The sequence below is a fragment of the Neisseria sp. genome (assembly GCF_030530745.1).
Lineage (GTDB): Bacteria > Pseudomonadota > Gammaproteobacteria > Burkholderiales > Neisseriaceae > Neisseria.
In genome coordinates this window covers 126,155-148,734 of the sequence record NZ_JAUMUI010000002.1, presented here as the reverse complement: position 1 = coordinate 148,734, position 22,580 = coordinate 126,155, and the positions used below count along the sequence as shown (strand labels likewise).

General features: G+C 55.0%; 21 protein-coding genes, 1 other RNA gene and 1 pseudogene. 16 read left to right on the top strand and 7 right to left on the bottom strand.

Features of this window, described 5'->3' with window-relative positions; genetic code table 11:
- From Q3970_RS01770 to Q3970_RS01755, 4 genes and pseudogenes are all read left to right on the top strand, one after another.
- Window positions 1-539: pseudogene (locus Q3970_RS01770) on the top strand (hypothetical protein); the annotation flags it as partial.
- 16 nt (window positions 540-555) lie between these two features.
- Window positions 556-1,035, top strand: coding sequence for a DUF2247 family protein (locus Q3970_RS01765; RefSeq protein WP_303098891.1), 480 nt, complete (start codon window positions 556-558; stop codon window positions 1,033-1,035).
- 383 nt (window positions 1,036-1,418) lie between these two features.
- A complete protein-coding gene (locus tag Q3970_RS01760) occupies window positions 1,419-1,799 on the top strand; it encodes a DUF596 domain-containing protein (RefSeq protein ID WP_368494364.1) in 381 nt (126 codons plus the stop codon).
- 98 nt (window positions 1,800-1,897) lie between these two features.
- Complete coding sequence (locus tag Q3970_RS01755) at window positions 1,898-3,652, top strand: ShlB/FhaC/HecB family hemolysin secretion/activation protein (protein WP_303098889.1); 1,755 nt, start codon at window positions 1,898-1,900, stop codon at window positions 3,650-3,652.
- Window positions 3,653-3,751: 99 nt separating this feature from the next.
- Here the strand turns inward: Q3970_RS01755 and Q3970_RS01750 are convergent, their stop codons facing one another.
- A complete protein-coding gene (locus Q3970_RS01750; protein ID WP_303098888.1) occupies window positions 3,752-5,848 on the bottom strand; it encodes a TonB-dependent siderophore receptor in 2,097 nt (698 codons plus the stop codon).
- Between the two features lie 290 nt (window positions 5,849-6,138).
- A complete protein-coding gene (locus Q3970_RS01745) occupies window positions 6,139-7,785 on the bottom strand; it encodes a multidrug ABC transporter permease/ATP-binding protein (RefSeq protein ID WP_303098887.1) in 1,647 nt (548 codons plus the stop codon).
- Between the two features lie 289 nt (window positions 7,786-8,074).
- On the opposite strand from Q3970_RS01745, the gene Q3970_RS01740 reads away from it, so the two are divergent.
- The gene (locus tag Q3970_RS01740) at window positions 8,075-8,404 is read left to right on the top strand and encodes a multidrug efflux SMR transporter (RefSeq protein ID WP_303098886.1); all 330 of its coding nucleotides are present in this window, start codon (window positions 8,075-8,077) and stop codon (window positions 8,402-8,404) included.
- A gap of 63 nt (window positions 8,405-8,467) precedes the next feature.
- Here Q3970_RS01740 and fhuB read toward each other — a convergent pair whose 3' ends face one another.
- From fhuB to Q3970_RS01725, 3 genes are read right to left on the bottom strand one after another with little or no spacing between them, the layout of a single operon-like run.
- On the bottom strand, window positions 8,468-10,444 hold the full coding sequence (fhuB, locus tag Q3970_RS01735) for a Fe(3+)-hydroxamate ABC transporter permease FhuB (protein WP_303098885.1): 1,977 nt from the start codon (window positions 10,442-10,444) through the stop codon (window positions 8,468-8,470).
- Window positions 10,438-11,328, bottom strand: a complete 891-nt coding sequence (locus Q3970_RS01730; RefSeq protein WP_303098884.1) for an ABC transporter substrate-binding protein — start codon at window positions 11,326-11,328, stop codon at window positions 10,438-10,440. The genes fhuB and Q3970_RS01730 overlap by 7 nt, the downstream gene beginning before the upstream one ends.
- A gap of 11 nt (window positions 11,329-11,339) precedes the next feature.
- The gene (locus Q3970_RS01725) at window positions 11,340-12,101 is read right to left on the bottom strand and encodes an ABC transporter ATP-binding protein (protein ID WP_303098883.1); all 762 of its coding nucleotides are present in this window, start codon (window positions 12,099-12,101) and stop codon (window positions 11,340-11,342) included.
- Window positions 12,102-12,328: 227 nt separating this feature from the next.
- Between Q3970_RS01725 and Q3970_RS01720 the strand changes: the two genes are divergently transcribed.
- The 5 genes from Q3970_RS01720 (at window position 12,329) to Q3970_RS01700 (ending at window position 14,724) form a co-directional block, all read left to right on the top strand.
- Complete coding sequence (locus Q3970_RS01720) at window positions 12,329-13,318, top strand: NAD(P)H-dependent glycerol-3-phosphate dehydrogenase (RefSeq protein ID WP_303098882.1); 990 nt, start codon at window positions 12,329-12,331, stop codon at window positions 13,316-13,318.
- 119 nt (window positions 13,319-13,437) lie between these two features.
- On the top strand, window positions 13,438-13,929 hold the full coding sequence (locus Q3970_RS01715; protein ID WP_303098881.1) for a hypothetical protein: 492 nt from the start codon (window positions 13,438-13,440) through the stop codon (window positions 13,927-13,929).
- A gap of 3 nt (window positions 13,930-13,932) precedes the next feature.
- Window positions 13,933-14,238 carry a cell division protein ZapA gene (locus Q3970_RS01710; RefSeq protein ID WP_303098880.1) on the top strand — a complete coding sequence of 102 codons (306 nt, stop codon included), beginning with the start codon at window positions 13,933-13,935 and terminating at the stop codon, window positions 14,236-14,238.
- Between the two features lie 5 nt (window positions 14,239-14,243).
- Window positions 14,244-14,421, top strand: a non-coding RNA gene (ssrS, locus tag Q3970_RS01705) — 6S RNA.
- A 114-nt stretch (window positions 14,422-14,535) separates the two neighbouring features.
- Window positions 14,536-14,724 (top strand): lipoprotein signal peptidase, encoded by a 189-nt coding sequence (locus Q3970_RS01700; RefSeq protein ID WP_303098897.1) that lies wholly within the window; start codon window positions 14,536-14,538, stop codon window positions 14,722-14,724.
- Between the two features lie 104 nt (window positions 14,725-14,828).
- Here the strand turns inward: Q3970_RS01700 and Q3970_RS01695 are convergent, their stop codons facing one another.
- Window positions 14,829-17,225, bottom strand: a complete 2,397-nt coding sequence (locus Q3970_RS01695; RefSeq protein WP_303098879.1) for a FimV/HubP family polar landmark protein — start codon at window positions 17,223-17,225, stop codon at window positions 14,829-14,831.
- 288 nt (window positions 17,226-17,513) lie between these two features.
- Between Q3970_RS01695 and Q3970_RS01690 the strand changes: the two genes are divergently transcribed.
- Genes Q3970_RS01690 through Q3970_RS01670 form a run of 5 tightly spaced genes read left to right on the top strand, consistent with a single transcriptional unit; the run spans window position 17,514 to window position 20,331 of the window.
- Window positions 17,514-18,047 carry a septation protein A gene (locus Q3970_RS01690; RefSeq protein WP_303098878.1) on the top strand — a complete coding sequence of 178 codons (534 nt, stop codon included), beginning with the start codon at window positions 17,514-17,516 and terminating at the stop codon, window positions 18,045-18,047.
- Window positions 18,048-18,051: 4 nt separating this feature from the next.
- The gene (locus Q3970_RS01685) at window positions 18,052-18,342 is read left to right on the top strand and encodes a YciI family protein (protein ID WP_303098877.1); all 291 of its coding nucleotides are present in this window, start codon (window positions 18,052-18,054) and stop codon (window positions 18,340-18,342) included.
- Window positions 18,342-18,611: a BolA family transcriptional regulator gene (locus tag Q3970_RS01680; protein WP_303098876.1), complete on the top strand. Its 270-nt coding sequence runs from the start codon at window positions 18,342-18,344 to the stop codon at window positions 18,609-18,611. Before Q3970_RS01685 ends, Q3970_RS01680 begins: the two co-directional genes overlap by 1 nt.
- Window positions 18,612-18,664: 53 nt before the next feature.
- Window positions 18,665-19,540: a peptidyl-prolyl cis-trans isomerase gene (locus Q3970_RS01675; RefSeq protein ID WP_303098875.1), complete on the top strand. Its 876-nt coding sequence runs from the start codon at window positions 18,665-18,667 to the stop codon at window positions 19,538-19,540.
- Window positions 19,541-19,572: 32 nt separating this feature from the next.
- The gene (locus tag Q3970_RS01670; RefSeq protein WP_303098896.1) at window positions 19,573-20,331 is read left to right on the top strand and encodes a peptidylprolyl isomerase; all 759 of its coding nucleotides are present in this window, start codon (window positions 19,573-19,575) and stop codon (window positions 20,329-20,331) included.
- A gap of 98 nt (window positions 20,332-20,429) precedes the next feature.
- On the opposite strand, the gene Q3970_RS01665 is transcribed toward Q3970_RS01670, so the two are convergent.
- Window positions 20,430-21,074, bottom strand: coding sequence for a TetR family transcriptional regulator (locus Q3970_RS01665; RefSeq protein ID WP_303098874.1), 645 nt, complete (start codon window positions 21,072-21,074; stop codon window positions 20,430-20,432).
- A 235-nt stretch (window positions 21,075-21,309) separates the two neighbouring features.
- Between Q3970_RS01665 and Q3970_RS01660 the strand changes: the two genes are divergently transcribed.
- The gene (locus Q3970_RS01660; protein WP_303098873.1) at window positions 21,310-22,575 is read left to right on the top strand and encodes an efflux RND transporter periplasmic adaptor subunit; all 1,266 of its coding nucleotides are present in this window, start codon (window positions 21,310-21,312) and stop codon (window positions 22,573-22,575) included.
- Window positions 22,576-22,580 lie beyond the last annotated feature (5 nt).

Below are 22,580 nucleotides of genomic sequence, written 5' to 3'. Positions count from 1 at the left end.
ATGTGGACACCGCCGCCAACGCCGCGCAGGTGGCGGTGGTGAATAATGCGTTGGCGGCCTCCCCCGACGAAGCGAAATACGAAGCCGAGCTGGACGCCCTGTGGGCGGATTCCAAAGGCGATTCGAACCGTTACTACCAAGGCGTTCAGAAAATCGCCGAACGCGACGGGCTGGCGCTGGATGTTTTGCTGACGGCTTTTCCTAGTGGTGCTGTGAGTAGGGCAGGAGGGCAGTATATTTTACGTTCTCAAATTGCTGACAAGATTTGGACATTTAATCGGACTGGTTCTGCCTTGAAACCTGACTCTGCTCACCGTGCGGCAAGTTTTTTGTCAAAACGACAGTTGGAGTCCGGAAAGATATTTACCATTACAGGAAAAGATGGGGTCAAACGGACTTTATTGCAGACGGAAGGAAGTTTTAATGGCAAAAAAGGTATTTATGAATATATAGTAGATAAGAGCAATAATGTTACACATCAAAGATTTATAGAGGGAGGGAAAATAACAGGCAAACCAAATCAAAAGGTTGTTAAGTAGATTTTGGAGATTATTTATGATTAGTATAGCTGATAATGATCTTTTTCAATTGTCTTGGGAAGATATTAAGTTTGGGTATGGTAGTGAATATCTAGGCTGGATTGATGTTGTCAATTTTGCCAAGCACCAATTGAACTTTTTTCCTGAAAATGATTTGATTTGTGAATTATCTCTTGTAACAAAATCAGAGGCGTATAAGGTTGGGGAGATAATTAGCAAGTTGTCCCCAAATTTCGATTATACGGATTATGATAAAAAAAAATGGCTGTATCTCGTATTAAAAAGTATTTATGAAAATAAAGATAGCTTTAATGATCCTTTAGGAGAGGTTGAGAAAGTTTATGAAGATTTTGACTATCCTGAAGAAATTGAACCATTTGTAAGATATATGCCAAATGATGATTGGCAAACCGGCATGCCTTCTATTAGCGAACAAGATGCCATTCGGAATCTTTATAGTGAATGGGACATGTATTTGAAAAAAAATTCTTTGTAAATTAAAGATGACTAGCGGCTAAATATCTTTTAGTACCAGCAGTACGAAGTTAAAAAAAGATGATCCAAGCGGCCAACCGCAGCAACACGACCAGGGTTTTTGACGCATCGAAAGTAAGCGATGCCAAGCTGCGTAAGGAGGTGTTCGATTATGCGGAGAAGTTGGGGGGAGGGAAACATTGTGAATGTTCCGGGAAAAACAGACACTTGGTATATGAAAACTGTTGATGGAGCAACGATTAACGTACGCTCTAAATCTACAACGGCTTTGCCCGATGGAAGCAAACCGAGGTGGACACTTGAGATAAAAGATCAAAAACTGAATCAACTTATTCAAGATAAAGGATCCGGCAGTACACGAAGGGAGATTAAATTTAAATGACTATGAACCGACAGAAAATAGAGCAGGCATATTTGCCCCGCTTGGAATGTGATATTGAATCAGCCCGGGTAGAGTTGCCTTTATATTGCCTATGGGATGCAATAGAGGATTTTTCCGACAATTTTGAAGAGCAAACCGAAGCCTTTTTCATTTTGTTCAAAGAGCTGCTCCGCCGAGGCCATCTGAAGCTGCAACGCGACGATAAGATCATCGAGCATACGCCCGAAGAGTGGGAGCGGATATTCAGGGAAGTTTGGCCGAAAAGCGATATGCCTTACGGTGCTTATGAGGGCGATATTATTATCTGGTTCACCCACGAAGACTGCCCCGCCTACGCCGTCTGGATAGATCCCGAAGACGGCAGCGAGTATTGGGCGGGATAATAAGGCCGTCTGAAAAAACGTTCTGCCTTTCAGACGGCCTGTGGTTTGAATCCGCAATATAATTTTTTTGTTTTTTAACTGCTGATATGGATAGTGAAATGTTTCCGCGTTTTTTTCTGAAAACCGCCCTGCCGGCTGCGGCCTGCCTGATGTGTGCCGTTGCGCGGGCGGATGATCCCGAGGCTGCCTTTATCCGCAACCAGCAGCGCCAGGAGCAGTTGGACAGGCAGTTTGCGCCGTCGGCGGATGTACGCCTTGATAAGGCGGCGGTTGCAGAGCCGGATTTTACGTTCGGTGAAGGTGAAGTGCCGTGTGTGAGGGTTAATGAAATTTTGTTGGACGGCGAAGGCGGCAGGCGGTTTGCCTTTGTGGTGCCTGAAATTATCAGGAAGTCGGGTTTCAGGGCAGGTATGTGTTTGGGAAGCGGCAGCGTGCAGCACCTGCAGAAGCTGGCGCAGAATGCCGTGATTGGGGCGGGCTATATTACAACCCAGGCCGTTATCGAGCCGCAGGATCTGGGGGAGGGCCGTCTGAAAATAACAGTCCGCCCGGGCAGGGCGGGTGCGCTGCGCTACCGCGAAAACAATGGGGAAGCCTCGAGTGCGGGGCGTGTTTCTGCTTTTCCCAATAAGTTTCCCGTTAAAACCGGTGATGTTTTGAACCTGCGCGATTTGGAGCAGGGGCTGGAAAACCTGCGGCGGCTGCCGAGTGTGGAAGCCGATATCCGCATAGAGCCTGCCGAGGCCGAAGGGTATAGCGACATTGCGGTAGACTGGCAGCAGGCCAAACCTGTGCGTTTCAGCATCGGTGCGGATGATTCGGGCAGCAAGGCCACGGGCAAATACCAGGGCACGGCGGCGGTGTTTTTCGACAATCCTCTGGGTTTGAGCGATTTGTTTTATGTTTCATACAGCCGCGACCTCGGCCATAAGGCCGCGTTTACCGATTCGGAAGGCATACGCACCGGAAGCGGCAGCCGCGCCTACAGCCTGCATTATTCCGCCCCTTTCGGAAAATGGCTGCTGGCCTTCAACCACAACGGCTACCGTTATCATGAGGCGGCAGAGGGTTTTTACAGCAATTATGATTTCAACGGTAAAAGCTATAACAGCAGTTTGAGCGCATCACGGGTGCTCTGGCGCAATGCCCGCCATAAAACCGTTGCAACGGGCAGGCTGTGGGGCAGGCAGGTATACCGCTATATTGATGATAATGAGTTGGACGTGCACCGCCGCCGCACGGCGGGCTGGGCGGCAGACCTGCGCCACAGCGCCCGTTTGGGAAGGTTTACCCTCAGCGGCGGCCTGGAATACAAACGCGGCACGGGTATGCGCCGAAGCCTGCCCGCGCCGGAAGAGTTTAACACTGATGACGGCAGTGTTCCGGGCGCATCGCGGATGAAGGTTGTTACGGCTGATTTGGGAGTTGCCGCACCGTTTCAAATCGGCAGGCAGTTGTTTTCGGCCGACAGCGAAATCCGCGCCCAGTGGAATAAAACCCCGCTCACCCCGCAAGACAAACTCTCTATCGGCGGCCGCTATACCGTGCGCGGGTTCGACGGTGAAAACAGCCTGATGGGGGAGCGGGGCTGGTATTGGCAGAATAATTTAAACTGGCATTTTCTGCAGTCGCACCAGCTTTATGTGGGGCTGGACGGCGGCCGGGTATCGGGGCGCAGCACCGAAGGGCTGGCCAAACAGCGGCTGGTCGGAACGGTGCTGGGGGTAAAAGGCAGCCGGAAAATCGGCGGCATGCTCGATTATGATCTGTTTGCGGGCAAGCCTTTGAGCAGGCCGGAGGGCTTTAAGAGCGATTCTCCCGTTTACGGGTTTAATGTCCGTTACGGTTTTTGACTTCGGCAAGTGTTGTCTGCCTGAAAGGCTTGAGGCCGTCTGAAAACGTTTTTTCAGACGGCCTCAAGCCGTTTTTGCGGAATTGGGGGAGGAGGGCGGTCAGAAGCGGTAGCTTACCTTGCCCACCACGCTGCGGCCTTGGCCGTAGTAGCAGTATCTGGCGTCGCAGGCAGCAATGTATTTACGGTTGCTGACGTTATCGACATTAAGCTGCGTTTCCCAATTGTTGTTGATGGCGTAACGGGCGAACAAATCAACCACGGTGGACGAGGGCACTTTCAGGCCGCGGTAGGTTGCCCATTGGCCGTCGATCTTGCTGTTGCCGACATAGCGGATACCTGCACCCAAAGACAGGCCGCCCAGTGCGCCGTTGTTGAAACGGTAGCTGCCGCGCAGGCTGGCGCTGTGTTTGGCAAACAGCGGATTGCGGTAGTCCGCGCCCGCTTCGGTGTCGACGCGGCTTTGGTAGGTGTAAGCCAGTTGCGCGCTGATGTTGTCGGTGAGGTTGGCCTGTGCCTGCAATTCGATGCCTTTGCGTTTGGAAGTGTCTCCGCTGACGGTGCTGCCGATACCGTCTGCTCCCGATACCAACGCGCCTTTGTCGCGGGCTTTGAACACGGCAACAGAAGCGCTGCCGTCCAGCCATGAGGGCAGGTATTTCAGGCCGGCTTCGTATTGTTCGGTGGTGTTCGGATCATACAGGGTTTGGTTGCCGCTCAGGCCTTCGGGCAGGCGGAAAGATTCGCTGTAGGCGATGTAGGGGTTGAGGCCGAACGGGGCGTAATACATAACCGAGCCCGAATAGGAAGTGTGGTTGGCTTTGTTTGACAGGCCGTTAACCACTTCTTCGCTGCGGGCACGGTCGTGGCGCACGCCGGCGGTAATGCCGATAAGGTTAAACAGTTTGACGCTGTCTTGCAGGTAGAAACCGGTTTGGCGCAGGCTCATGTCGGTACGCGGTACGTTGCTGCCGTCGATGCTGACACCGTAAGTCGGCGCAAATACGTTGACTGTGTTTGGGCTGACAATCGAACCGGGATATTGCATATTTTGGTACACGCCTTCGGTGTCTTGTTTTCGGTAGTCGGTGCCGGCCAGCAAGGTGTTTTGGATGTGTTGGTTTTTCCATTGCCAGGTCAGACGGTTGTCGGCGTAATGGCCGGTGGCTTTGCCGTCGTTGATCACCACGTCGCGGGTGGCAAAATTACCGCTTAACGACGGCCAAACGTAAACGCCGGTGTGTTTGTTGTCGATGCGGCTGTAGCGGTAGTTGGAATCGAACGACAGGCCGTTGCCGAAATTGTGCCTGAATGTGTAACCTAATGCGTATTGCTTATTGGTTTCGTTGTCTGCACTCGGATCACCGAGGTTGGTTTTCGGATCGATTTTTTGGCCGTTTACGGCAAACAGGCTGCCGGCTTGAGGCACGAGGTTGCTGCTGGGGATTCCTACGTCTTTCTGGACACTACCCAACAGGGTAAGGCTCGTGCGGTCGGTAATGTCCCACGCCAGCGAGGGGGCGAAATAATAGCTTTCGTTGTAGGTGCGGTCCCAGTCGCCGTCGGCGCGTTTGTACGAACCCACCAAACGGTAGCGCAGGCTTTGGTCGGCATTGAGCGCACCGGTGTAGTCGGCGGCGATACCGCGCTGGTTGTTGTTGCCGACATGGGTTTCGACCACGCCTTTGCCCACTTGGTTTTTATGCGGGCGTTTGCTGATGTAGTTGACCAAGCCGCCGGCATTGGCCGCGCCGTAGGTGAGCGAATCGGCGCCTTTGGTGATTTCTACGGCTTCTACGGCAAAGGGATCGATATGCGGGGTGAAGAAACCGTAGGCAACGGCAGGTGCGCCGTCAAACGACTGGCCGGCTTCGGTGCCGCGGATGCGGAACCAGTTGGTGTTGGTGTCGCTGCCGTAGGGTTGGTTGGTGAAGCCGGCCTGATAGCGGCCGATTTTGTCCATTTTTTCCACGCCTTCCTCGCTCAGGGTTTCGGTGCTGACGGAAACGGCCGATTTTGCCTGACGGAACGGCACTCCGCCCAGTTTGTTGATGGAGCCGACCACGGTAACGGTTTCCAGCTCGGCGGTTTCGGCGTTTTGTGCGCCGGCGTCATCGGCGGCGAAGCTGTGTGTGTAGGCGCTTAAAACGGCGGCGGCCAAGAGGCTGCGGGCAAAAATACGTTGTTTGTTTTTCATCGTGTTTGTCTTTCGGATGGTTATGCGGGAAGAGGCCGTCTGAAAGCCTTTATTGTTTTCAGACGGCCTGGCGGTGCGGATTATAGGCTGTTTGTGGCACATTTTGTTTCATATGTTGTAAAAACAGAAATAATATGACAATATTTCTTTATTTTTGTTGTTTGTTTGATACGAATTTTTGTTATTGTTTTTATTGTAAAACAGGAAACAATTTTTAATCATTACAGAAACTGCCGGGCCGTCTGAAAAAGCGGCCACGGGCGGCACGGCCGGGGTGCCGGCGGCAGGCTTCAGCGGCTGTGTTCATCGGCCACCCGCACGGCTTCTTCTGCGCCGTATTCGCTCAACACGCCGTGTTTCATCGACAGGATGCGGTCGGCATGGTGGAAATATTTGTCGTCGTGGCTGATGGCAAACACGGTGTAGCCGCTCTCTTTGAGCAGCGGCAGCAGTTGTTCGTAAAACGTGCGGCGGAACTGCGGGTCTTGGTCGGCCGCCCATTCGTCTAAAATTAGGATGCTGCGCTGTTCTAGTGCGGCGGCCAGCAGGGCGAGGCGCTTCTTCTGGCCTTGCGAAAGCTTGCTGTTGAGGATACGGCCGGCTTTGATTTTGGCTTTGCCGTCAAGCTGCAAATGCTTGAGCCAGTCGGCAATCAGGCCGTCTGAAACGTCTTGCCCCATGCCGTCGGTGAGCTGTTCGAACAGGTGAAAATCGGTGAACACAGAGGAAAACAGCTGGCGGTAGGCGCTGCGGTTGGCGGCGGTGATTTCGATGTTGTCCACATAGATTCTGCCGCCGGCGGGCGGATAAAGTCCGCAGAGCACCATAGCCAGCGTGGATTTTCCCGAGCCGTTGGCGCCGATGAGAAACACGGTTTCGCCACGTTTGAGCGTGAGGTTGAGCGGTTCGAGAGCGAAGGTTTGGCCGCCTTGGGCGGGGTGGGTGTAGCGGATGTTTTCCAGGCGTATGGTCTGCCAGTTGTCGGGCAGGGCGGCGCCGTCGTGGAAGCCGCTGCGGTGTTCGGGCAGTTGCAGCCGTGCCAGCGCCTGCAAGGCCACTTGGCTTTGCAGCAGCACGGGAAACGCGCCGATGGCGGCGGTGAGCGGGCCGCGCATAAACAAAACCGTCATGCTCACGGTGGCGGCGTCGGCCAGGCTCGCCCATTGGTGATAGGCCGACAGGTAAAACACCACGCCCACCGCTGCCAGCATGATGCTGTTGCCCCAGTTGACGGCGAGCAGATGATAAGCATCGGCGCGGACGTGGAAACTGCGCCTGCGTTCGGCTTCAGGGTTGAATTCGCTCCTGAAAAAGCGTTCGGCGCGGTAGCGGTTGAGGGAGAGTTCTTTGTGGCCGTCGAGCACGGTTTCGTAATGGCGGTAGAGGCCGTCTTCGGCATCGCGCATTTGGCGGAAATAACGGTAGTGCAGGCGCACGATAAAATGGCTGACGGCAACCATCACCGCCAGTATCAGTGCGGTAACGGCAAACAGTTCGGGCGATAGCCACAGCAGGTAAAAACTGCATGAGGCGGCAAACAGCACGCCCTGAACCAGTTCCGGCAGACGGGTAAACGATATTGATAAGGTGCGGATGTCGTTGGACAAAGCCGCCAGAATTCTGGCCTTGCCCGCCTGCTGCAAGGCTTCTCCGCCCGCGTCCATAATCTGTTTCACCAGCTGCACCTGCATAGTGCAGATAAAGCTGTGGCCGATTTGCGAGAGTTTGATTTGCGAAAACGTGGCGGCGGCAAAATAAAACAGCACCAGCAGGGCAAACTGCCACACTGCCGCGCCACCGTCGGTGCCGCCTTGCAGCAGGCGGCCGTTGATAAAGGCCAGCACGCCGATGCCGAGCGCGCCCGATAATAAGGTGAACAGCAGCATCAGCAGAAACGGTTTGCGGTGGCTGCGGCAGATAATGTGGAAGATGGACATGGTGTGTGTTTATGGTTGATTGGTGGTCAAAAAGTTGTCAGTCTGCTTTTCAGACGGCCTGAAAGCGGTAGGTCGGGCATTTATGCCCGACTTTTACTTGGATTCGGGTTATGTCGGGCATAAATGCCCGACCTACTGCCCAATCAATGCACTGTTGCCGGATCCTGCTGTTCAGGCCGTCTGAAAACAACGGGCGGCTTGCGCATAGAAAATCTGAAAAACAAGCCTGCACAAATGTTTAGCCTGTTGCTACAATCAGCTTTCCGTTTTTTAAAGATAAGGCATCGTTATGCACTGGCTGTTTTTGGCTTTGGCCATCGTGAGCGAAGTGTTCGGCTCGACCATGCTCAAACTCAGCAGCGGTTTCAGCAAGCTGTGGCCGTCGCTTGGCGTGTTGCTGGGCTTCGGGCTGGCGTTTTATTTTCTTTCCCTTGCCTTGAAAACCATGCCGCTGGGCACGGCCTATGCCGTGTGGGCAGGCGTGGGGCTGGTGTTGACGGCGGCGGTGAGCGTGGTGTTTTTCGGCCAGAAAGTCGATGCGGGCGGCATCATCGGCATTACGCTGATCTTGGCGGGTGTGCTGGTGTTGAACCTGTTTTCCAACATGGGTGGACATTAAGCACTGGTTCGGCTGCATCTGTTGAGGCCGTCTGAAAGGTTTTCAGACGGCCTTTGCCGTTTCTTACAGCTTTCTCACCAACACCATAAAATACGCGCCGCCGATCAGGGTGGCCATCAGGCCGGCGGGGATTTCGTAGGGGAAGGCCAGCTGCCGCCCCAGCCAGTCGGCCAGCGCCATCATCAACGCGCCCAACAGCGCGCCGTACAGCAATTGCTGTTTGGGCAGCCGCGCACCGAGCATGGCGGCCAAGTGCGGCGCGAGCAGGCCGGTGAAACTCAGCGGGCCGACCATCAGCGTGGCGGCGGCGGTGAGCACCGCGCTCAACAGAATCAGCACCAGCCGCGCACGTTTCACGTTCAGTCCGGCCGATTGCGCCACCACGCTGTCCAAACTCAAGAGCGCCAGCCATTTGGCCAGCGGCAGCACCGCAACCAGCAGCAGGCAGGCCAGCGCGGCCACCGCCGCCGACAGCAGCGGCGTGGTGTGGTAGGTGGAGCCGGAAAGCCAGATTAAGAGCTGCTGGGTGCGGTAGTCGCCCATGGCCGACCAAGTGCGGATGGCGGCATCGCTCAAGGCCGCCAGCGCCATGCCGGTGAGCAGCACTTTTTCGGGTTGCAGGCCGTTTTTGCGGTTGAACCACATCATCAAGCCTAAGGCCAGCAAAGCCGCCGCGCCGCCGGCCAGCCAAAACAGCGCGCTGCCCGAGGTAACGCCGAATATCATCACCGCCGTCATCGCGCCCAAAGCGGTGGCGGAACTGATGCCCAGCAATTCCGGGCTGGCCATCGGGTTTTGCGCCAAACGCTGCAACAGCACGCCCACCGTGGCCAGCATCATGCCGCAGCCGGCCGCCAGCAGCAGGCGCGGATAACGCAGCGCCCACACGGCGGGGTCGGTGTCGAGATGCCAGCCGTGTTCGCCGTTGCCTGCCAACAGCGCGAGTGCGCCCACAGGCAACAGCAGAACGGGCGAATAACGCAGCCACGGCGAAGCGCGCAGCGCGGCGGTTTTACCGCCTGAGGCCGTCTGAAACGCAGGGCGGGCGGGCATACGCGCCATCAGCCACAATAGCAGCGGCGCGCCGATTAAGGCGGTTAGCGCACCGGCGGGCAGGGCGATGCCGCGGTAGTGTTCCAGCAGCACCAGCGCATTATCGGTTACCAACAGCATCAGGCCGCCTGCCGCAAACGATGCGGCCAAACGGGCAGCCAGCGTGCGCACGCCGGCCTGCCGCACCGCAGCGGCCGCTGCCAGTCCCACGAATCCCATCATGCCCACCATGCCGACCACAGTGGCGCACACAAACGCCGCCAAAGCCAATGCGGCGGTGCGCACGGCTTTCACGGGCACGCCCAGCGCAGCGGCTTGATCGTCGCTCAAACTCATGATGTTCAAAGGCTTCAGCAACAAGGCCGACACCGCGCCCGCCACCGCCAGCCGCCACAGCAGGCCGAGGCTGTCGTGCCAGCTGTCCTGCACCAGCGAACCGCTGCCCCACTGCATTACCGCGCGCGCCTCTTCACCGTAAAACAGCGTAATCATGCCGCTGACGGAGCCGAGATACAGGCTCATTACCAAACCGGCCAATACCACCGTAACCGGCATCATTTCGCGCCGTGCCGACAAAGCCAGTACCGCCGCGAGCGCCGCCGCCGCACCGGCAAAGGCCACGCTGAACGTGCCGTGCAGCAATAAGGGCGGGAAAAACACGCCGGCGGTTAGCAGCGCCAGTTGCGCGCCGCCTGCCACCGCCAGCGTACTGTCGGCCGCCAGCGGATTGCGCAGCACCTGCTGCATCAGCATGGTGGCCGTCGCCAAACCGCCGCCCGCCAATACCGCCATCGCCATGCGCGGCAGGGTGTTTTGCTGCACAGCCAGCGCATCAAGCGGCAGCGTGTCGGACGAGGCAAACAGCTGCGGCCACGGCCAAATCCATTGCAGCTTGAGAATCCACAAGCCCGACAGCAAGGCTAAAGCGGCCAATATCATCATCAACGCCCACACTGGCCGTCTGAAAAAAACCGTTTGCCCTACCATGCCGCTTCCTTTTCAGACGGCAGCGCGCGTGCAAGTTGTCGCGCGAAATGCTGCATCGACGGTAATGCGCCGTAGCTCCACGACGGCGGCAGCACGCGGCGGTTGGCAGGCTGCGCAAACGGCAGCCGCTGCCACAATGCGCTTTTTTCCAAGCCGGAATGCACATTGGCCGGATGCGGCTTCACCACCAGCAGCAGCGTATCGGGCGGCAGTTCGGCCAGTTTGGCCGGCGTGATGTTGGCAAAGCCCCAGTTGTTGGATTCGCCCTGCCAAGCGTTGCGCAGGTTCAGTTTGTCCAACACCGCCTGATACATCGACGTGCGCCCGTAGATGCGCAGGTGGCGTGTATCGACAAACTGAACGATGGCCAGCGGGCGCGTGCGGTAGGGGGCGAGCGTTTGCCGATGTTGCGCCAGCTGCCGTTCGGTGTCGGCAATCAGTTGCTCGGCGGCAGGGGAGGCGTTCACCAGCCTGCCGAGCGCGCGGGTGGCGGCGACGGTGCGGGCATATTGCGTGCCCTCTGCGGTGGCGAAGTCGATTTCGTGCACCGGCGCGATGGCGGCAAATTGCGGTTTCAAATGGGCAAACCATGAAGACTGTACAAACATATCGGGTTTGAGCTGCCGCAGGCGTTCCAGGTTGGGTTGGAAGCGCAAACCCGAGTCCAGCGTTTGCACGGGCAGCACGGGATAGTTGACCCAGTTGCCGTAAGCGCGTTTGTCGCCCACGGCCAGCGGCGGCAGTTTCATGGCGGTCAGGGTTTCGGCGGTTGACCAATCGGCGGTGGCCACGCGCGGCGCGGCATGGGCGGCAGGCAGCACGGCCAGATACACCGCCAAAGCCGTCCCTACACTTTTCAGGCCGTCTGAAAAAAAGCGCTTCATCGTCAAACCTTTCACGGCAAAGCCACCGGCAGGCCGCTGTGCGGATGGGCGATGATGTTCATGTCAACGCTGTAAATCTCTTTCAGCACGGCGGCGGTCATGATTTCAGACGGCCTGCCTTGTTTGAGCAGGCGGCCTTGTTTCAGCGCAATCAGTTCGTCGCAATACTGCGCCGCCAAATTGATGTCGTGAATCACAATCACCACGCCCAGATTCAAACGGCGCGAGAGACTGTTCACCAGCGCCATCACTTCGATTTGGTGGGCAATGTCCAAGGCCGCCAGCGGCTCGTCGAGCAGCAGGAAGCGGCTCTGTTGCGCCAAACACATCGCCAGCCAGATGCGCGAGCGTTCGCCGCCGGAAAGTGTGTCGACAATCTGATCGGCAAAGCGTTCGGTGTGGGTGAGCGCAAACGCCTCTTCCACCGCCGCCTTGTCGTTTGCTCCGCGACCCAGCAGGCCGCTCCGTGCATAACGCCCCATCGCCACCAGCTCGCGGCCGGTCAGCGCGGTAGCGGCAGGCAGGTATTGCGGCAGATAAGCCACATGGCGGGCATATTCGCGTGCGGAATAGTCTTCAATAAGGCGCTTGTCGAGCAGCACGCTGCCTTCAGACGGCCTGATTTGGCGGGTGAGCAGCTTTAACAAGGTGGATTTTCCCGAACCGTTGTGGCCGATTAAGCCGTATACGCGATTGGTTTCGAAAGACAGGCTGATGTCGCGGAGCAGGGTGCGCCCGGGCAGCGAAAAAGAAAGGCGGTTGAGTTGGAACATGAAATAGGGGCGGTTTTGGGGAGGAACCGGTTTATGTATGCCGGGCGAATTCTTGAAACAGGGAACAAGTTTGGTTAATTATAATAATTATCATCAATTCCGGCAAGGCAGGCACCAAACAGGCCGCAGGTATTTTGAATCCGACATGCAAACGCAACCTGCTCCGCAAACTTGCGCCGTTGCAGCGATTGTTTTAAAGTTAGCGCATTGATTCGGAGAAACCACTTATGAAAATCACTGTTATGGGCGCAGGCTCTTGGGGAACTGCGCTCGCTGTCCATTTTGCCCTGCACGGCCATCAAACTGCTATGTGGTCGCGCAATGCCGAACATATGGAAAACTTAAGCAGCCAACGGGAAAACAAACGTTACCTGCCCGGGGTTGCGCTGCCCGAAAGCCTGAATGCACATACACAGTTAAATGAGGCTCTGGAGGGGGCGGAGTTGGTTATTATTGCCACTTCGGTTGCCGGCTTGCGCGAAAGTGCGGCGCTTTTGACCGGACACGGCGCTTCCAGTCTGCCGGTGCTTGCTGCCTGCAAAGGTTTCGAGCAGGATACCGGCCTGCTCACCTTTCAAGTGGTGAAAGAAGTGCTGCCGGATAATCCCAACATCGGCGTGCTGTCCGGCCCCAGTTTTGCGCAGGAATTGGCGCAGCAGCTGCCGTGCGCCGTGGTGCTCGCATCGGAAAACAAAGCATGGGTGGAAGAGCTGGTAGGCCGTCTGAACACCAACGTGCTGCGCTTATACGGCAGCGAAGACGTAGTCGGCGTGGCGGTGGGCGGAGCCGTTAAAAACATCATGGCCATCGCCACCGGCCTTTCAGACGGCCTCGGCTACGGCCTCAATGCCCGCGCCGCTTTGGTAACGCGCGGTCTGGCAGAAATCACCCGTCTGGCCGTTGCCATGGGTGCGCAGCCCAAAACCATGATGGGCTTGGCAGGCATCGGCGATCTGATCCTCACCTGCACAGGAGCCCTTTCACGCAACCGGCGTGTCGGCTTGGGGTTGGCGCAAGGCAAAGAGCTGCACCAAGTGTTAACGGAAATCGGCCATGTGTCGGAGGGCGTAAGCACCATTGAAGAAGTGTTCAACACCGCCTGCACCCACCAAATCGATATGCCCATCACCCAAACGCTGCTCCAGCTTATCCGCAAAGAGCTTGATGCCCGCCAGGTGGTCGAACGCCTGATGGAGAGGGAAGCCCGTTTCGAATAAACACCGGGCACGCCGCCTAATGCAGGCCGTCTGAAAAACATAACGTTCAGACGGCCTTATTTGACAGCCCCCGTTATCCCTACTATGCTTGCCTCCGTAACCAACCGAGTGCACACGACATGAATCAGTTATTAGACAAACTCGAAGTCAACGTTTACCAGCTGGCGCAGAAGTTCGAAACCCAGCTTGGCGAAAACAAACGCCTGCAAGAAGAGGTCGCCCGTCTCAACGATGAGCTTTCCCGTCAACGTCTGGCACAGGAACAGCAGAAAAACGAACATCAGGCAGCAGTAGACGAATTGAGCGAAGCCCTGATGGTGCAGATGAACAAGCTTAAAGCCGATATGGAGGCCCGGCACCTTGATGCAACCGAAGCCATGCGGAAGGAGCATCAGGCTGCCGTTGAAGCCATGCTGGCGGATCACCGGGGCGAAACCGAGAAAATGCAAACCGAAAACCGCACTGTCGTCAATCGGATGCAGGAACAAATCGAAGCATTAACTGCCGAAAACCAAAAATACCGCAACACTTTGAGCACCAACGCCGAACACTTGCGAACCCTGTTGGCACGCCTGCCGCAGGAAGCCGAAACCACCGTACAAGAGGTCTAAAGTATGAGTACCGAACAAGTCAGCCTCGAAATTATGGGACGTGCTTTCACCATCGGAACACCTGCCGAAGAAAAGGCCACACTGTTGCAAGCCGTTTCCATGCTCAACCAGAGATTTGATGTAATCAAACAGAGCGGCCGTATCGTAGAAACCGATAAAATCGTAATTATGGCCGCACTCAACCTTGTGCACGATCTGTTGAAAATGTCGATGAAAGATGATTTGGCAATCGGCGATTTTGAGCGTAAAATAACCGACATGATTAATGCTTGCGAAAAAGTTTTAAACAAAACACAAGCGCAAGCCTGATCTCTCTTTCCCTGCGGTGTTCGCGAAGGCATACATTCCTTTGAACCAATACGTTCGCTTCAGGTTGCCGGGAGTTGCAGTGGGCGCGAGCGTCCGAACGGATGCACCCGAAACTGTCCGAGGCAACCGCCTTGTCAGCAAGGTTCAAGCGGATTCCGCCCAAACGGCACCAGCGGGGATCCCTCATTTTTATAGTGGCTTAAATTTAAAACAGTAGGGAGTTTGCTCCTTAGCCTAAAGAGAACGGTTTTGTAAGCCGCAGAAGCGGCAACAGAGCCGGTTCCGTACTATCTATCTATCTGCGCTGTTTGCGGCTTCGCCACTTTGAGACCTTTGCAAAACCCTCATCTGCGGCGCATTTCTGCGTTGTGTATTGCCCGCTTGCTTAGCCTTGTACTTGATATGTCTGTGCTCGCTGCGCTGCTACGCCTTGAACTGCATCCACATCTGGAGGTTTTGCAAAGGTCTCACTTTGTCTTCTTTTAAATTTAAGCCACTATAAAATTCTGCCTGAGGAAAAACAAGCTACCCGACTTTATTTGGGCAGCTTGTTTTTCCTCAGGCAGAATTTATTACAGAAATCGAATTAATTATTTGTCTAATTCGGCAAGCATGGTTTTGGTTTTCTCCAAAATCGTACCACTGGATTCTTCCAACAATTCTTGCAAGGTTTCTCTTGCCGCTTCCGGATCGCCGATTTCAACATACATTTGTGCCAGTTCGTATTTAGCTTCCAGCGGGGCGGTCATGCCTACAGATTCGGAGATAAAGCCGTCGTCGCTGCGCGAATCACCTTCAACGCTGATGCTTTCCCATTCGATGGTTTCCGCATCATCGGCAGAGATATTGACCGTGCTGTCGAAATCTTCACTGTCCCGGAAGGCGAAGCCGTCGTCTTGCAGAGTGGCGGCAGTCAAAGAAGGTTCGGCGGCTGTTTCAATGATGGCAATTTCTTCTGCAGGTGCGGTTTCGATAGAGGTTACAGCCGGCGCAGGGGCGTTATCCGCTGTTTCGGGTTCGGCATCTTCTGCAATTTCAACAGTAAGTGAAGGTTCTTCGGTAACGGTTTCGGCCACTGCCGTATCGGCCTTGCCGGTAAACGGTAATGTATCGATGCCAACTGCTTCCGCTGAGGGTTCCTGAGCAGTTACAGTTTCCATTTGCGCTAAAGGCTGTTCTTCTGTCTGCCCTTGGCTGTCGGCAACGGTTTTATCGGCAACGGTATCGCCGGAAGCCTGTTCGGTGTAAAACTCCAACGGAGCATCGGTAGAGGCTTTAACGGAACCGGCTGGTTCGGATTCGACTGTTACGGTGGCTTCTTGGCCTGCATCTGTATTTTCACCGGCATTGAATTCAACGGCTATGTGTTGGAATTCGCTTTCGGTTTCAGGCTCGTAAACGCTTTCGGTTGATTCAATGCTGTCCCAGTCGGCTTGTTCGCGTTTTTGGGTTTCTTCGTCCTGGGTCAGCGCACCGGATACGATACCGCCTTGTTCACGATCAATCGAACCTAAGTCTAAGTTGAAGTTGCTTTCGGTTTGTTCGACGGGGGCGGTTTCGGATTCGCTGAAGAAAATATCGTCGAAGTCGTCTTCCACATCCAAACCGTCATCTTCTTCGGTTTTGGTTGCGGCAGCCGTTGCAGCGGCGGCTGCGGCCGTAGCCACAGTGGCTGCAACAGCTTTGTTTGAGGACGCTCCGCCATCTGCATAGGATGCAGGTTGGTGAGGGGCGGGGGCTGCTTCGTCGGTGTGCTCAAGTGTTTCGTATCTGTCGTCTGAGTCTGAATCAAGATCGTTGTCTTTTACGATAACATCCTTGCCGCTCCCTGCTGCTTCGGCAGCAGCTTTTTTCCTGCCCGCCAGTTTCAACAGCAGCCATAAGGCGATAGCGCCCAAGCCGGCGAACAACAGCCAGCGCCATAAACCGCTGCTTTCTTCGGGAACGGGTTGTACGGGTTGTGCGGTTGCTGCCTTAGATGAGGCTGAGTCAGGCTCTGAAGCCGTGCTGCCGGCTGCGGCGGGCTGGGATGCTTGGGGGGCGGATACGGCAGCAGTTGCCGTGTCCGTAACAGGGGCGGATGCCGGGGCGGTTTCCGCATCTGTTGCGGGAGCTGATGCTTGGGCGGCTGCCGCAGTTCCCGCAGGTTCGGAGGCTGCGGTATCAGGCTGTGATGCTTGAGCGGCCTGTTGTTGTGCGGCAGGTGCGGGTTGTTTCGCCAAGCGTTTCAACTCTTCGGAAGAAGGAATATTTAATACGCGGCCGGCAAGGATTTGGTTGGCGTTACGGGTTGGAAAGATTTTCGGGTTGGCCGTCATGATGGCGGCGATGGTTTCGTGCACGCTCAATCCGGACGGACGGACTTGATTGGCGATGGAGGTGAGTGTTTCGCCGCGGCTGACTTTATAGCTGCTGCGGGGCTGTTCGGATTTGCGCCCGGAAGCCGTTTGTTCGCGCAGTTTTTCGCGGGTGGCAGCAGCGGCTTTCTGCTGTTCTTTGCGTGCCTGCTGTTCTTGTGCTTTTTTTGCTTTCAGTTTGGCCTTGGCTGCAGCGGATTGTTGTGTTTCTGCCCGAGTGCCGCTTTCATCGGTTTTGGTGAGGTTTTCCGGTTGCGTAACGGCAGAACCGCTGCTTTTTTCGGCAGGGTAGTCGGCAGGATCGATAATGGCGGTATATTGGCGTGATTGCGAGCCTACGCCTACCTGGAATACTAAAACGGGATCGTTTACCGGCGTGTTGGAACGGATGTTGATAACGGCGTTATTGCCGGATTTCCTGACGCTGGCGCGCAGGTTGCCGTCTGAAAGGGAGGCACTGCCGCCGTTCAGCAAAATCCGGGCTTCCTCTCCCGTTACCGTTACTGTGCCGGAAAACGGTTCGCCGAGATTGGATTGGACGTTCAAGCCACCCAGGCCGCCAACTGCCGAAAATGATGTTGTCAGCGCGAGAGAGGCGGCAACCAGTTTGATTTTGTGATTGTTTTTCAAATTATGTCCCCTGTTCGAGTTTGCAGCCGGGCTGCCTGTAATATATTAGGCAATATGATATATGCTAACTGCCTACCCTGCCAAGTAAAATTGCTAATTTATGTAAACGGTAAATTGAAGTCTGCAACTTTATAACCACTTTTTGTTGCACGCGGGGAAAAATCCGATAATCGGCCTGTTTTTCAGACGGCCTGTCGGTTTATACCACCATTGACATAAGTAATGCAAAAGAGTTCATCTGCCTGTATCATTGCATGCTGTTTTTATCTTGGATTTGTTTGGCAGGATATGAAAATTTTAAGCGACTTAATCGCTGTGATTCTATTTTTCGCCACCTACACGCTTACCAAAAACATCGTGTGGGCGACGGCGGTTGCTTTGGTGGTGGGCGTGTTGCAGGCCGGATTTGCCTGGTTGAAGCATAAAAAGCTCGATACGATGCAATGGGTGGGTTTGATTTTGATTGTGCTGTTCGGCGGTGCGACGATTCTGCTGCGTGATCCGCGTTTTATCATGTGGAAGCCTACTTTGCTGTTTTGGGCGGGGGCGTCGGCCTTGGGCTTGGGGCAGCTTTGGGGTAAAAACGGCTTGAAGGCGGTGATGGGGAAGGAGTTGAACCTTGACGATCGGGTGTGGCGCCGGCTGACTTGGATTTGGGTGGCTTTTTTGGTGTTTATGGGTATTGCCAATATTGCGGTTGCCTATATGTTTACCGAAGCGCAGTGGGTTAACTACAAACTGTTCGGCTCAACCGGGTTGATGGTTGTTTTTGTTATCGGGCAGGGTGTGTATTTGAGCCGTTACCTGCCTCAGGAGGACTGAATTTATGGAATATTATATGTTGCTGGCCACCGACGGAGAAGGGGTGCATGATGCGCGTATGGCCGCACGCCCCGAGCATTTGAAACGTTTGGAAGCATTGCAGGCCGAAGGCCGTTTACTTACGGCAGGCCCCAACCCGCTGCCGGACAACCCCGGGCAGGTGTCGGGCAGCCTGATTATCGCCAAGTTTGCGTCGTTGGACGAGGCTCAGGCATGGGCGGAGCAGGATCCCTATGTGGGAGCGGGCGTGTATGAAGAAATTCTGATCAAACCGTTTAAGGCCGTGTTTAAATAATGGATATGCAGGCGATTATCGAAGGCCGTCTGAAACCGCTGGGCTTGCAGTTGTGCGAGTTCCGCGACGACAGCCGCCTGCATGCGGGTCATGCGGGCAACAGGGGAGGCGGCCATTATGCCGTTGTGGTGGCAGGCGAAGTGTTTTCCGGCATGGGCAGGCTCAGCCGCCAGCGTATGGTTAAAGATTCGCTGCAGGACTTGTTTTCAGACGGCCTGATACATGCCTTAAGCATTAAAGCGGTTACTCCTGAAGAATACTTCCATTGAGCCGCTCCGGTTAACATTTGATTTTCTTTTCTAAATAAATTTAGTGAGCAAACATGAAGAAATTTTATATTGCATCTGCTGCAGCGCTGCTGCTGGTTTCGGGTGGTTTGGCGGCAAAAACCGTTGTAACGGTTAATGGTGCCAAAATCGACAGCAAAGATATCGACTATCAGGTGAAACTGTTGCAGAACCAAAATCCGCAGGTTCAAGACAGCCCGATGTTGCGCCGCAATCTGACCGAGCGTCAGGTAACCATGACGTTGGTGGCGCAGGAGGCGAAGCGGTTGAAGTTGGATCAGTCTGCCGAATACAGGCAGGCGCTGGAGCAGGCACGTTCGGCGGCGAAACGGAGCGGTGAAGACAAAAAGCCCGGTTTTTCGCAGCAATGGTCGGAATTTGAAACCTCCCTTCAAAATCAGGCCTATATCACCCATGTGCTGCGAAGCAGCCCCGTTACAGAAAATGATGTGAAAAAGGCATACGGCGATTTCAGCAGGTTTTACCGGGGCAGTTACGAAGTGCAGCTGGGGGAAATTTTAACCCGCAATGAGGCGGACGCCCGAAAAGCCATTGCCGATTTAAAAGCCAAAAAAGACTTTAAATCCGTTGCCAAACAATATACGGCCGACCCGCGCGGCAAGCAGACCGGCGGCCTCAATGCCGCTTATGTGAACCTGAAAGATTTGGAGCAGGGCGCGCCCGCTGTTTATGCTGCCGTGAAAAACCTGAATAAAGGCGGTTACACCACTACCCCGCTGGAAGACGGCAACGGTTTGTACGGCGTGTTTTATATCAACGACAAACGTGCCGCCAAAGTGCCGGCTTACGAAGCCGCAAAAAGCGGTATTGCGCAAGAATTGCAGGCGGCCAGGGTAGACGGTGCGATTGAGTCGCTTTACCGAAAAGCCAAAATCCAGAATGCCAGATAAGCGGAAAATAAGCAGTCGGAGGGAATGCCATGATGAAACACAAATACACTGCCTTGGCGGCTGCGGCCGTGTCGGCGGCTGCCGGCCTGGTTGTTGCCAAAGTGCCTGAAATAGAGCGCGGGCGTATCGACAGTATGGTTGCCCAAGTATTGCAGCAGTCGGATAACACGCCCGGTACGCAGCGCCCGGACGGTGCGGCGATACGCAAAAACGTGATTTTGCAGCTGCAAACCGCAGAGGTGTTGAAAAATGAAGCATTTAAGGCGGGGTTGGACAAAGATGCCGAAGTGCGGAACCAGTTTAAAAATGTAGAAGCGCAATTTTATGCCATGCAGTATGCGCTTTATTTGGAGCGCAACACCGAAGTTAGCGAGGCGGAATTGCGTGCGGGTTATGATCGGCAAACCCGGGTGGTGAAGTTGCAGCAGGTGCATTTCCCCTCTGCCGGAGAGGCGCGCAAAGCCCAAGAACTGCTGCTCAAAGGCTTGTCGTTCGACAACTTGATGAAGCGTTATCCGAACCCCGAGCAAGCGTTTTCCGACTTTATCCCGACCCAGCAGCTTCCTCCTGAAATGGCGCGGCTGGTCGGCGGTATGACGCGCGGCCAGGTTACCCGCGAACCGGTGGAGATGGACGGAAAATTCTACCTGTTTAAGCTGGCCGTTTCCGAGCGCAACCCGGAAGCGCCGCCGTTCGAGCAGGTAAAACCTTTTCTGACGCAGCAGGTTAAGCAGCAGAAAGTTCAGGAGCAAATCGAAAAAATCTTGAAAGACAACGGCGTCGGCGGTTAAATACCGTGGCTGTCATTCAAGGCCGTCTGAAACTTTGTTTTCAGACGGCCTTAAGTATTTTTGTAAAAGATTTCGGGCTTTGAAAGTAGGTGAAACGGTTAAGCGGCGGTTTGCGGTTTGCGCAGGGAGGGGCAGTGTCTGAGGCTGCCGAGTATGGTTTGCACGAAACGCGGGCCGTTTTCTTTCAGGTTGACCCGTTCGGGGTTGACCAGCCATTGATGGATCAGGCCGTGAACGGCCGATTTCAGATAAAGCCGGGCAAGCGCGGTGTCTAAGTCGGCGGGCAGTGATTTTTGTTTGATGCACTGTTCCAATACGGCGTCTAACAGTTCGTGCCACATGTTTTCATATTTTTCGATAACGGCGGTAATAGCCCGGTTTTGTTCGGTGCGCTCGCATTTTAAATGCAGCACGCTGCTGAATTTATAATGCGCGGGGTCGTTTTCCATACGGTACAGCATATTGGCAAGGCTGGTGTGCATGGTTTCCCACATATCGGCGGTATCGTCGTTCAAGTCTGCTTCCAAAAGACCGGCGATTTCGTCGCACAGGCTTTGAAAGAGGGCGTCGAACAAATCTTCTTTGTTTTTGAAGTGCCAATACAGGGCGCCACGCGTAACGCCGGCGTTTTGGGCGATTTCGTTGAGCGAGGCGCGGGAAACGCCTTTTTCGTAGAAAGTGTCGAGCGCTGCCAGCATCAGATAGCGGCGCGTTTGGAGAGCCTCGGTTTTGGTTTTGCGCATGGCAGTGCCCTAAGTTATTTTTTGTAAAAAATTTTCACAATTATAAGAAAGAACTTTGTAACATGCAACGGTGTATGTATAATCCGCAGCCTGATATTGTAAGGTTGTCAGTGCTGCGCCTGCCTGAAACCGGCTTGCCGCAGCCTGGGCCGGGAGAATAACGTACATTTCTCTTTTTTGTAAAAACAATCCTCATCACCCATTAAATAGAACTGTAAAAAGAAAGATTTGGAAAATGGTTCATATTTCTAAGAAAACGCTGCCTCTGGCAGCATTGGCAGCCGCTACGGCTCTGGCTTTGTCGGCTTGCGGAAATGACGGCGGAGAAACCTCTCAGGGAGGCGCGGGCAAAAACGCCGGGCAGCAGGCTCCCGCACCTGTGGTCGGCGTGGTAACGGTTCAGCCCCAGCAGGTTACCCTGAGCACCGAATTGCCCGGCCGTTTGGAATCGCGCCGTTCGGCCGATATCCTGCCGCAAGTGAGCGGCATCATTAAAAAGCGGCTGTTTCAAGAGGGCAGTTATGTGAAGGCGGGGCAGGCACTCTACCAGTTGGATGACGCTACTTATACCGCTTCTTTGGAAAGTGCGCGCGCCGAGCTGGCTTCCGCGCAGGCAGCGCTGGCCAAAGCCAATGCCGATTTGGCACGCTACAAACCGCTGGTGGCGGCAGATGCCATCAGCAAACAGGAATATGATGCAGCCGTTCAGGCGCAGCGCTCGGGTGATGCGGGTGTGAAAGCGGCCAGGGCCGCCATCAGATCGGCGCAGGTTAATGTAGACCGTTCGCGCATCACCGCGCCGATTTCCGGCTATATCGGCCAGTCTTATGTTTCCGAGGGTGCGTTGGTGAACTCGGGAAGCAGTACCAAGCTGGCTACCATCCAGCAGACCAATCCCATGTATGTGAACCTGACACAATCGGCCAACGATGTGATGCAGATGCGGCAGAACATTGCCGAGGGCAAAATGAAAGCCGTCAACGGTGCGGTGCCGGTCGATATCAAGCTGGAAAACGGCTCGACCTATGCCCATAAAGGCCGCCTGCTGTTTTCCGATCCGACGGTTAACGAAAGCACCGGCCAGGTAACGCTGCGTGCCGAAGTGCCCAATCCGGACAATATCCTGCTGCCCAACCTGTATGTGCGCGTGAGCCTGCCGCAGGCCGATATGGATGATGTGTTTGTGGTGCCGCAGCAGGCGGTTACGCGCGGCAAACAGAATACTGTGATGATTGTGAATGCGCAGGGCGGTATGGAGCCGCGTGTTGTAACGGTGGAGCAGCAGTACGGCAGCAACTGGATTATTTCAGACGGCCTCAAAGCCGGCGACAAGGTGGTTGTGGACGGCACTTCGGTTGCCGGTATGATGGGTGCGCAGAAAGTAACGCCGAAGGAATGGACGCCTCCTTCAGAACAGGCTTCTCAGGCTGAAGGGCAGGACGGCAGTGCCGTTCAGACGGCCTCCGGGGAAAAAGCCCCCGCTTCCGGTGAAAACAAGTAAGGAAG